This window comes from bacterium (assembly GCA_040756715.1).
In the GTDB taxonomy this organism is placed as follows: Bacteria; UBA9089; UBA9088; order UBA9088; family UBA9088; genus JBFLYE01.
This window is the reverse complement of the sequence record JBFLYE010000179.1, coordinates 1-10937: the sequence shown is the minus strand read 5'-3', so window position 1 is coordinate 10937 and position 10937 is coordinate 1. Positions and strand designations below refer to the sequence as shown.

Below are 10937 nucleotides of genomic sequence, written 5' to 3'. Positions count from 1 at the left end.
ATAATCTATTTGTTGCATCTGTTTGAGTTACCCTCCTTTTAGAGAGATTTAAAGGGTTATAATACTCATTCAGGTGCAACATTTTCAAGAGATTATATTTGCACCATATTCCGTGAAGAGCCAAATTGTTATAAGTCCCTTGTCCACGACCAATGCACATTCACTTAAATTAAATTGTTCCTTTAAGGAGCTAACTATTTCAATTAAAGTCACAGAATCCATTGTGTTGCCCTTAAATATCTTCCACCAAAATGGAAATCCTTTCTTTGTAACTGCTATCGCTAATATAATTTGCCTCCTATCGTTTCTATGGTCTCTTGAATGCCCAAAACCAGCTAAATCAGGTCCATTACCCTCAAAATAAGTAGAGGTAAGGTCATAAAATACTAAATTGAATTCGTCTAACCCTAAATCCTTTATCCTTTTATAAAGATGAACCTGAATCTTACCTTCAATCTCTAAAATTTTATCCAATGTCCGGTAAATCTCTGTCGGATTAATTCCATCCTTAGCCTGAATGAAAGGGAGGAGTGTCTTATTATACCAGTTACTGACTTTATAATCACTATTAGGATGAACGCATCTATTGATGGTGAGAGCTTCCGCAACATTTTGAGCTCCTTTATCTAAAAGAGAATTTATTAAATCAAAAAGCCCCCAATATTTCCATAAACCATCAAGTATAGCAACTGAAATCCCCTCACGAATAGATTTAATTTTGATATCTTCCCATCTTGCTATTACAATCTCCTCAAGCGACTTAAAAGAGAGAAGTAGCTTCCACTTCAATACTTCTTCATCTCTGAGCCTTCCCAAATTACGAATAGTCTTTTGCAGAACCCTTCCCTTTTTATCCCTAAAAGACACAACAATTCGCCAATACTCATACCTCTTACCATTTTTTTCTCTTACAGTCTTTCTTATATACATGATTATCACTACCATTTTATACTTTAATTCCAAATATGTCAAGGGATTTTTTGATAGTCGGCACTACAAAACTTAGGATAATATATGTATTATGGGGCAATTACTTGAGGTTTTGATATGGAGAGAAAATTTTTGGCGAAAATGACTTGACAATAAAATTTTTTTGTTGTTAAACTATTTTTATGACTCCCATTACATTAAAATCTTTATCAAAAAAGAAGGAGGGCATTTCATCTGGACATAGGGCTTGTGCAGGTTGTGGTGAAACTATAGCTACAAGGCAAATCCTCCTTGCCAGGGAAAGACCTGTAATTGTCTCCTCTGCAACAGGCTGCCTTGAGGTTACCACAACCATATTTCCCTATGCCGCCTGGAAAATCCCATTTATCCACTCTGCCTTTGAAAATGCGGCAGCAACCATCTCGGGTGCTTATTCTGCCTATCTTGCCTTAAAGAAAAAGGGAAAGATAAGCGAAGATATTGATTTTATAGCATTTGGTGGAGATGGTGGAACCTATGACATAGGTCTCCAGGCATTATCAGGTGCACTTGAAAGGGGCGATAGAATGCTCTATGTCTGTATAAACAATCAGGCATATATGAATACAGGGGTGCAAAGGTCATCGGCCACACCATTTGGAGCACACACAACCACCGGCCAGGCAGGAAAGAAAACAATAGGAAAATCACAGGAGAGAAAAGACTTAACCGCCATTGTTATAGCCCATAATATCCCATATGTTGGCCAGGCTATTGTGGGAAACTGGTCTGACCTTGTAAAAAAGACCCAAAAAGCCCTTTCTTCTGATGGCCCAAGCTTTATAAATGTTTTGTCTCCCTGTCCACTTGGCTGGGGATTTCCCTCAAATAAGACAATTGAAATGGGAAAACTTGCAGCTGATACAGGGTTCTGGCCTCTATACGAGGTAGAAAACGGCAAATACCACATAACATATAAACCAAAGGAGAAAAAGCCCATCATTGAATTTATCAAGCCCCAGGCAAGGTTTAAGCATCTATTGGAAAAGATGGATGTGATTGATGAAATTCAAAGGCGAGTAGATGCATCGTATGAACAGCTTCTTAAGATTGCGTTATAAAACCCTCCTTTTCTTTCTCCTTTCACATTTTGCCTTTCCCTCCGTTTATACCCTGGAAAATGGAATGAAGGTAATCCTTGAGGAGAGGCATACAACAGAATTTGTATCTCTACAGGCGTTTGTAAAGGCAGGAAGCATCTATGAAGATGAATACATTGGCTCTGGTATATCCCATCTTGTAGAGCATATGCTCTTTAAAGGAACAAAGAAAAGAGGCCCTCAAGAAATAGCAGGTGAAATTGAAAAGGAGGGAGGAAGAATAAATGCATTTACATCTTTTGACAAAACCGTCTACAAAATCACCATTCCATCCCAATCAATGTATGTTGCTATTGACATCCTTAAGGATATCTTATTTTTTCCCGAATTTCCAGAAGATGAGCTTGTTAAGGAAAAAGATGTTATCTTAAAGGAGATTGAGACAAGGGATAATTCTCCCGAAGATTTTCTTTTAAGGTGTCTATTCCAAGAAGCATTTACAACCCATCCTGTTAGATACCCGATAATCGGTTATAAAGAGCTTTTTAAAGAATTGAAAAGGAAAGACCTTATTGCCTATCATAAAGAAAGGTATATCCCTTCTAATATTGCAATTTCTGCCTGCGGAGATTTTGAGGAAAGAGAGCTTTTGGATAAGATAAAAAGGGTATTTTCAAGCATTCCAAGGAAACAAGAAAAGGCTATAAGCATTCCAAATGAACCAAGACAGGTTTCAAAGAGAACCTTTTATACTGAAAAGCCTTTTAATCTTGCCTATCTTGCCATGGGATTCCATATTCCATCCATTACCCACCCTGATATTCATCACCTGGATTTACTCTCTGCAATATTAGGAAAGGGAAGAACAGGAAGGCTTTATAAATCTCTGGTTGATGATAAAGGCCTTGTTCTTTCTATTGAATCCTTCTCTTATACACCAGCATTTCCTGGACTATTTGGCATTTCAGCAAAGATGCATCCAAACAACCTTAGGCTAGCAGAAAAAGAAATACTCAGAGAGATTGAAAGGATAAAAAAAGATGGTGTATCTCAAAAGGAGCTTAACCTTGCAAAGAGAAAGCTCATTGCAGATATTTATTCTTTGGAAGAGACCATTGAAAAGAGGGCATCTGTTCTGGGAGAATCCTTTCTTGATACAGGAAACCCCTATTTCTTAGATGAATATGTAAAAAATATAGAAGGGATTAAGCCTTCGGAAATAAGGGATGCTGCAAAGCTATACCTTAATTCTAACAATATGACATTTGCCCTTCTTTCTCCAGAAAAGCTGAAAGAAGAAAAGGAAAAAATAGCTGTAAAGAAAAGAGAAATAAAAAAGGGGTATCTTCCCAATGGGCTTACCTATCTTATAAGCCCTTCAAATACAAAAGGTCTTGTATCAATTTATGCCTTATTTAAGGGAGGAAGGTTGGTAGAAAAAGAGGGGAAGGAGGGGATTTCAAACCTTACCTCCTCCTTACTTCTTGCGGGAACAAAAAACAAAGGAAGGGCAAGGATTGCCGAAGAGATTGAGTCTCTTGGTGGAAGCATCTCTTCCTATGGTGGAAGAAATTCCTTTGGAATCTCCATCTCTATTCTTCCTGAAAATGTTGATAAGGGTCTTGCAATACTTAAGGAAATAATTAAAGAGCCAACCTTTGATGAAGAAGAGATTAAGAGGGAAAAAAAGAGAGTAATTCTTTCCCTGAAAGCACGCTCTGATGAAATGTTTTCATTCTGCCTAAATATGTTTCTAAAAACCATCTACAAAACCCATCCATATAGCATCTCTGAGCTGGGAAGAGAAGAATCCATAGAAAGTATTACCAAAAGTGATCTCCTTTCATTTTATAATGAGAGAATAATGCCAAATAACATGGTTTTGACTGTATTTGGAGGTGTAAATCCAGAGAAAATAGAAAAATCTATAAAAAGGCATTTTCAAAGATTAGAACAAAGAAGGCTTTATAAGCCACAACCATATCCCAATCCACAATTGGAAGAAGATATAGAATTAAGGATGAAGAATAAAAGGTTTTCTCAAGCTGGGATTATGATGGGCTTTCTTGGGAGCAGGATAACCGATGAAGATAGATTTTCCCTTGAGCTTATTTCTTCTATTCTTTCAAGGCAGGGTGGAAGGCTTTTTAATAGTTTGCGTGAGGAAGAGGGGCTTGTCTACTATACGGATTCCTTTAATATCTTTGGTCTTGACCCTGGATGTTTTATTATTCACGCCCAAACATCAGAGAAGAATGTATCTTTAGTTTGTAAAAAAATAGAAAAAGAGATAGCAAGGCTTAAAGATGAAGATGTATCATCTGATGAGCTTTCCTCCTCCAAGACATATCTTATTGGAGAAAAGGAGGCATTATTGGAAGATAATAGCCGATATGGATTTGAAGCAGGGCTTTGTGAGCTTTATGGTATGTCTTTTAATGAGGTGGAAAGATATAAAGAAAGGTTGGATAAAATAGATCCTCCCACCATAAAGCAAATAGCAAGAAAATACTTTGATAAAAAGGCGATTGTAATTATTGTTCCTTAGGGGTTAAAAGCTTAATGAAAGAGGTTTCATCACTTATTGAGAAAGAAACATTAAGGAAAAGATAATCCCCTCCCTTTAATTTTTCTTTATCCTTTAGGGTTGATACAACAAGGTCAAATTCCTTTGCTTTATGTTTTATCTTTTCTATCTCAGAGGAAGAATAAAAATGATGGTCGGGAAACCTTATTCCTTCCACATTGCATCCTAAATCTTTTAGGTCGTCTTCAAATTGCTGGGGATGTTGTATTCCAGATATAGCCAATACCCTCTTTCCCGAAAGAAATGATAAGGGATATGTATTTCCATTATTATCCAATAAAGCACTTGGTTTGTAATCTGCCTCAAATATTGGCGAGGTTTTATTAAATCTTCTTATTATTTCAATAACATTTAGGTCTTTTCTTTTTGTAATTACAATTATATCAGCCCTCTCAATCCCTGTCAATGGTTCGCGAAGGATTCCATAAGGCAAAAGGCGATAGTTTCCAAAGGGGTTACCTCCATTTATAAGAAGGATGTCTAAATTGCGAAAGAGCCCCCAATGCTGAAATCCATCATCCAATATGATGGTATCTATGCCAAGGTTAGAAATAGCAAACATTGCGGATTTGTATCTATTTTTTCCAACCATAACAGGAATGTTTGTCATTTTTGAAAGCATTAAAGGCTCATCACCCACATCCTCTACTTTGCTATTTGGCGTAACAATGCCACCCTTATTTTCAAGCCTTCCTTTATATCCCCTACTTAAGATACAAACCTTTCTTTCCTTAAGAATTTGGGCAATCTTTAAAGCCATCTGGGTTTTTCCGCATCCACCGGTGGTAATGTTTCCTATGCTTATGACAAAAGCAGGAACCTTTTTGGGCTTTGACAATCGCCTATGGCAAAAAAGCCCAAATTTGTATAATTTCTCAAGAAAAAACATCTTAAATTCTAAATTCTTTCATTGCTTCACCTACGAGATAAAGGGAACCACAGATACAAATAAGCTCATCATTTCTTACAATGCCTTTTGCATATTCAATAGCCATTTTTATATCATCCATCATAATAGCATCATCTGTATATTTTTTTACCATTTCAAAAAGCAATTCCTTTGGATATAGCCTATCTATCTTTGGCTCGGTTACAATTATTTTATGGTCTGATATAGCTAAGCTAGAAAGAAATCCATTTTTGTCCTTATCCTTTAGGATGCCTATGATAAATATTGGCTTATATGATGGAAAATAGGAATTTAAAGCCTCCCTTAATATTTTTGCTCCCTCTGGATTATGGGCACCATCTAAAATAATCAGAGGGTTTTTTGAGATAACCTCCATCCTTCCTTTTATATAGGCATCTTTAAGCCCTTTTTTTAACTTGAAAATTGAATAAGGAAAATCCTTTTTTAAAATTTCAAGGGAAGCAATTGCTAAAGAGGCATTTAAAACTTGATGGTCTCCCATCATTTTTAAGGAAAGCCCTTTATAAGCTTTATCAAAAACCTTGACTTCAAAGCAATCTGGTATTCCTTTTCCTATAAAATCCCTTCCTTCCATAAAAATTTGTGCACCCTTCTTTTTTGCACATTCCTCTATTACCCTTTGTGCTTTTTTATCCATCCTTCCTATAACAACAGGAATTCCCCTTTTTATTATCCCTGCCTTTTCCTTTGCAATATCTTCTATTGTTCCTCCAAGGTAATTTGTATGCTCAAGGGAAATATTGGTAATTATAGAAAGCAAAGGTTTAATTGTATTTGTCGCATCAAGCCTTCCACCTAGCCCTACCTCAATAATTGCAAGATCAACATTTTCTTCTGCAAAATACAAGAAACAAATGACAGTTGCTGCTTCAAAGTATGTTATCTCTAGCCCTTTACTTGCTTTTTTTACCTTTTCAATAATGGTTTTAAGCTTTTTTTGAGGAATCATTTTATTGTTTATTTTTATCCTTTCCCTAAAATCTACAAGGTGTGGCGATGTATATAAACCAACCTTATAACCTGCCTCCTTTAAAACAGAAAAGATAAATGTTACAGTAGAGCCCTTTCCATTTGAGCCAGTTATATGAACAGAAGCAAAATCTTTTTCTGGATTCCCTAAAGCCTTAAGAAGCTTCTTTATCCTTGAAAGCCCAAAAACAAAGGAGGATTCCTTAAGCCCTCTAAGCCATTCATTCATGGTATCTTATTATACCAAAAAACCCATTTTATTTAAAAGATTAAAACAGGCAAAGAATACTGTGCGAATGAACACAAAGAATTGTTTGATAAAATAGGGGAGTTTTGCGTAGAATATTTTAAGCAAGAGGAATTGGAATGAAGGGATGAAGAAAGCAATAATGAGGAGGGAATGAATGATTAAAGTCGAACAGTTCTATAAAGAAAATTTTAATATTGATTTTCCTTACACACACCAAATAAATCTGTGGGACAATCTACAAGCAGTCAGATTTCCTTTATTATTGAGAGCTCCAACTGGCTCTGGAAAGACAGAAGCAGTGTTGGTACCATTCTTATCTCAATTCGTTGATAATAAATTCCATATTGCTCCAAGACTGATTTATGTCTTGCCAATGAGGGTTCTTGTGAACAGCGTTGCCGAGAGGATAAGAAGATATTCACAGAAGATCTCACCTTATATTTCTGTTAAGGTTCAACATGGTGATGTGCCCAATTCTCCCTTTTTCATCGCAGATATAGTTGTTACAACCCTTGACCAGTTCCTTTATGGTTTTGCCAGGGCAAGTGGTGAGGTGGGAAGGCATCTTGATATTCCTGCTGGGTCAATTGCCTCTTCTCTTGTGGTTTTTGATGAAGCTCATATGTACAGGGATGGATTTACTTTCTCTATTATGAGGGCTTTAATGGAAATCTTGCATAAAAGCCATATCCCATTTGTTGTAATGACAGCAACTATGCCCAAGAGTCTTGAAAGTAGCCTATTTGAAGAAATAAAACTACCCGATAACCAAAAATTGATTGCCAATGTTTCGATGGATTGTGACCTTAAAATTAGCCTTGAAGATAATCCATTATATTCAAACGGTAATGTCAATTTTTCAGATAATCTTATAGAAAAGATAAACAAACATAAGACCCTCATCATTGTTAATCAGGTTAAAAGGGCACAGAAGATTTACGAAGAAGTTAAAGCAAGCCTTGACCTTAAAGATGAACAGATTGTTTTACTTCATTCACGCTTTACCAGAATAGACAGGAAAGCTCATGAAGAAAAGGCAATTTCTCTCATCCCTCACAAAGAAGATGGTAAACTGATTGTTCCTGAAGGTGTGGGCATAGTCATTTCAACCCAGGTGCTTGAAGCAGGAATTGATTTTTCAGCCGAGCTTTTACTTACAGAACTTGCACCGGCAGATTCATTAATCCAGAGGGCGGGAAGATGTGCCAGATATGAAGGTGAGAATGGAGAGATGGTTATATTTCCGGTTGAAGATGATAATGGACATAAGCCATATGAGAAAGAGCACTTATTAAAAGCTTGTGAATGGTTACAAAATAATGAAAAGTTTAACATCAAAAATTTTGACGAGGCTTGCTCTTTTGTCGACGAAACACTTGACTATCAAGCAAATGACTATGAGGCGAGAGATACATTGATTGATTTGTATGAGTGCGTTTTGTATGCGGACAGTGAACCGAGAAATATTCAGTTAAGAGAAGGTAAGCCAATAACCCTAGTGGTGATTGACCTATCAAAAGGTGAAGGCCACAAGAAAGAAGACAAAATTAGAGATGCTATCTGCAAAACCAATATCCGAGATAATTCAACAAATGTTGATTTTGGTGTGGGGTTGAAGCTTTTAAAGGATGGCATCTTAAAGATGAGGTTAGATTTTAAAATGGAACAAGGAGAATGGGATTTTGCAGAGGTAAAAGATATATCTCCGTTCAGATATTATCTTCTTGAAAAAGAAAACTATGACCAATTCAAAGGAGTAATACCAGATGCCAGTAGCTTCATTATTTAGCGCGCCTAAAGAAAACTATTTAGACCATATTTCAAGATGCAAAGAGAAGTTTGACCTTCTTTTTCCAGTGTATTATTCCACAATAGCAAGAACTTTTGATCCCACTTTGGATCAAGGGAAGCTAAGAGATGCTTTTCTGAAAATGATTTTATTCCATGACTTGGGAAAACTTACAAAAAGGTGGCAAGATAATCTCGGCACAAATAGAAAATTACCCTCGCATTCAACGCTTGGCGCTGCATATCTCTTTAATGCCTTGCCTGGCGGTATTAAAGAACCCCTAAGTTTTGCAGTTGCTATTCATCATACAGATAAAGGGCTTCTGGGAGACAATATTGAAAGACCCGATGTGCAGGCAATATTGGATGAAATAGTTGATAATAATGGCAACATAATATGGCATAATGAGATAGAAAAACTGACCGAAGATTATTTTCCTAACGCATGTGATTTAAAGGTGTCATCCCTAAAAGAGATGGCAAGAGGGTTTAGAATTTGGGCTAAGGGTTGTGGCATATTAGAACAGCATCAAAGAAGAATACAGGCATCACTTGCCCATCATATATTGAAACTATGCGACATCTGTGCTGCTACCGAGAGAAAGGAATATCAAAAGAAAGACGACCAGGATTACTATGGTGGATGGCTTATGGTGGAGAATATAAGAGATTATACAGAGAATCTTTTGAAAAATAGACGCTTCGTAGAGTTGCAGACAGAACTTGAGCGCTGGATAGAAGTTTTGAAGAGGGAGTATAATCCTGAAATGATGCTTCTCTTTGGTTCATTTGCCCAGAGAAAGATCAAAACCTGGTCAGATATAGACCTTCTTATTGTAAAAAGCACAGATAAACCTTTTTTAGACAGGATTAAGGATGTTATTTTAATCCTTCATCCAAAGGTGGGATTGGATGTTCTGGTATATACACCTGAAGAGTTTAGAAAAATGTGTAAAGAAAGGGTATTTTTTGAAAAAGAGATTAGCAAAAAAGGAGTAAAGATTTATGAAAGGGGAATCTAAAAGATGGATTGATTTTGCAAAGGAAGATTTATTGATGGCAGAGCTTGCTTTGAAGGAAGGAATTACCAATCAGACCTGTTTTCATTCTCAACAGTGTGTGGAGAAGGTATTGAAGGGTTTTATCATATCCAAAGGTAAAATACATCCACAAAGCCATAAGCTTGCTGATATCCTTTCAAAGATTGATAAAAGCCCTTTTGATGACTTAAGAGAAGGAATCCTTCTGCTTGACCGATTTTACATTCCAACGCGTTATCCTGATGCATTACCCGGAATGCTTCCTGAAGGGATGCCATCTAAAAACGATGCCAAGGAGGCTTTAGATATTGCAAACCGCATATTTGAAATCGCTCTGAAAGAAATGGAGTTAGAGCAATGATTAAACTTTACACCCCGGCAACTGGATTCCCTGATTTAGAGGCTAAGATTGCTTATGGCCTGGCGAGAGTGGGGATTGAAACATTTGGAATGGAAAAAGCAACTATTCAAGATAATGGTGGTTTTTATACTATTGCCATTGATACCAACGAAGATGAATTTGATAAGATTGAAAAGACTTTTAATATGCTTTGCAAAAGGCTACTTTCTTCATCATACATTCCCTTTAGTACTCCTGGAGTAGCTGGAAGGAGTGCAGAAGGTGTAAGCGTGACAGAAAACGAAATATTTTCATTGGATAGCTATAGACCAATTATATTTAATGCTGAAAATAAAAAGTCTGAAAATATTTGCAGGCACAATGCAGTTGATGACAATAATGGACGAAAAGAGAGAATTAAAGTGGCTATTGAGGCTTATCGTTATCTGATTTCTGGACAGATAGGCGCCTCGCTTTCCCATGCCGTGCCCCACGGAAATCCTTTGGAAATACTTGTGGCTTATTCTGAAACAGGTCCATTGCCTTTTCCAATATCACCAATGTATTCTGATTATATCTCAAAGACAAGTGGGCTTATGCCACAGAATACAACCTTGCTCTATTGGGGCAGTAATTCACCCAAAGAAGTTAATAAGAAAGATACCATTGATAAGATATTTACAGAGCTTTTAAGTAAGGTCTAAATAATGAAAGCATTAGTCTTTGACATAAGGATAAATTCTCTTTATTCTATCAGAATCCCATTCACTTGGCAGTCTGCTTTGACCTATCCCATATTACCACCCTCTGCTGTCATAGGGATGCTTGCAAATGCCTTACAGCGATATAGAAATGACAGATATCCCTTAGAATATCTTGATTTGATAGAAGATAACATATAGTTAATTCCATAACGCTTTACAAAATGTATGTGTTTAGATAATCTTAAGGAAAACTTTATAAAATTATGAATTTTGAATGTTGAATTTTGAATTAAAAGGGAAAAAATTTTATAAAACTTAA

General features: G+C 36.4%; 10 protein-coding genes. 7 read left to right on the top strand and 3 right to left on the bottom strand.

The window, feature by feature from the left end; all coding sequences use genetic code 11:
• Window positions 1–84: 84 nt before the first annotated feature.
• A complete protein-coding gene (locus AB1397_06765; GenBank protein ID MEW6482678.1) occupies window positions 85–945 on the bottom strand; it encodes an IS1634 family transposase in 861 nt (286 codons plus the stop codon).
• A 167-nt stretch (window positions 946–1112) separates the two neighbouring features.
• Here AB1397_06765 and AB1397_06760 point away from each other — a divergent pair, with 167 nt between their 5' ends.
• Window positions 1113–2030, top strand: a complete 918-nt coding sequence (locus AB1397_06760) for a thiamine pyrophosphate-dependent enzyme (protein ID MEW6482677.1) — start codon at window positions 1113–1115, stop codon at window positions 2028–2030.
• A complete protein-coding gene (locus tag AB1397_06755; GenBank protein MEW6482676.1) occupies window positions 2002–4557 on the top strand; it encodes a pitrilysin family protein in 2556 nt (851 codons plus the stop codon). Before AB1397_06760 ends, AB1397_06755 begins: the two co-directional genes overlap by 29 nt.
• Here AB1397_06755 and lpxK read toward each other — a convergent pair.
• Window positions 4544–5485: a tetraacyldisaccharide 4'-kinase gene (gene lpxK, locus AB1397_06750; protein ID MEW6482675.1), complete on the bottom strand. Its 942-nt coding sequence runs from the start codon at window positions 5483–5485 to the stop codon at window positions 4544–4546. The genes AB1397_06755 and lpxK overlap by 14 nt on opposite strands.
• Window position 5486: 1 nt before the next feature.
• The gene (locus AB1397_06745) at window positions 5487–6725 is read right to left on the bottom strand and encodes a folylpolyglutamate synthase/dihydrofolate synthase family protein (GenBank protein ID MEW6482674.1); all 1239 of its coding nucleotides are present in this window, start codon (window positions 6723–6725) and stop codon (window positions 5487–5489) included.
• Between the two features lie 175 nt (window positions 6726–6900).
• On the opposite strand from AB1397_06745, the gene cas3 reads away from it, so the two are divergent.
• The 5 genes from cas3 to cas5 are packed head-to-tail and all read left to right on the top strand — an operon-like array spanning window position 6901 to window position 10816.
• Window positions 6901–8535, top strand: coding sequence for a CRISPR-associated helicase Cas3' (cas3, locus tag AB1397_06740; GenBank protein MEW6482673.1), 1635 nt, complete (start codon window positions 6901–6903; stop codon window positions 8533–8535).
• A complete protein-coding gene (locus AB1397_06735; protein MEW6482672.1) occupies window positions 8513–9556 on the top strand; it encodes a CRISPR-associated endonuclease Cas3'' in 1044 nt (347 codons plus the stop codon). Before cas3 ends, AB1397_06735 begins: the two co-directional genes overlap by 23 nt.
• Window positions 9540–9935, top strand: coding sequence for a HEPN domain-containing protein (locus AB1397_06730; protein MEW6482671.1), 396 nt, complete (start codon window positions 9540–9542; stop codon window positions 9933–9935). The genes AB1397_06735 and AB1397_06730 overlap by 17 nt, the downstream gene beginning before the upstream one ends.
• Window positions 9932–10618 carry a hypothetical protein gene (locus AB1397_06725; protein MEW6482670.1) on the top strand — a complete coding sequence of 229 codons (687 nt, stop codon included), beginning with the start codon at window positions 9932–9934 and terminating at the stop codon, window positions 10616–10618. Before AB1397_06730 ends, AB1397_06725 begins: the two co-directional genes overlap by 4 nt.
• A 3-nt stretch (window positions 10619–10621) precedes the next feature.
• Window positions 10622–10816: a CRISPR-associated protein Cas5 gene (cas5, locus tag AB1397_06720; GenBank protein ID MEW6482669.1), complete on the top strand. Its 195-nt coding sequence runs from the start codon at window positions 10622–10624 to the stop codon at window positions 10814–10816.
• Window positions 10817–10937: the final 121 nt, after the last annotated feature.